Genomic DNA, 462 nt, shown 5'->3' on the forward strand with positions numbered 1-462 from the left:
GCATTACCCTGTCGATGGGGCAGGGCATCAAGTTGTTGGTAGACCAGGGTTTCATGACCCGTTCGCCGCATCTGCTCAATCAGTCCATCGGCATTTTCATGTTGCTGGTGCTCGGGCTGGCGCTGGGCACCTTTGCCCGTTTCTATCTGGTGTCGTGGATAGGCGAGCGCGTGGTCGCCGACATTCGCCGTCAGGTGTTCAATCACCTGGTGTATCTGCATCCGGGCTTTTATGAGGACAACCGCAGCTCGGAAATCCAGTCGCGCCTGACCGCTGACACCACGCTGCTGCAATCGGTGATCGGCTCGTCGCTCTCGCTGTTCCTGCGCAATTTGCTGATGGTCATCGGTGGTGTAGTGCTGCTGTTCATCACCAATCCGAAGTTGACCAGCATTGTCGTGATTGCACTGCCGCTGGTGATCGCGCCAATCCTGATTTTCGGCCGCCGCGTGCGCAATCTTT

1 protein-coding gene is annotated in these 462 nt (G+C 57.4%); it reads left to right on the forward strand.

Features of this window, described 5'->3' with window-relative positions; genetic code table 11:
- On the forward strand, positions 1–462 hold a 462-nt coding region (locus J5M71_RS28135; protein ID WP_243434394.1), incomplete at both ends, for an ABC transporter transmembrane domain-containing protein.

The sequence above is a fragment of the Pseudomonas sp. 43(2021) genome, from assembly GCF_017490805.1.
Taxonomy (GTDB): domain Bacteria; phylum Pseudomonadota; class Gammaproteobacteria; order Pseudomonadales; family Pseudomonadaceae; genus Aquipseudomonas.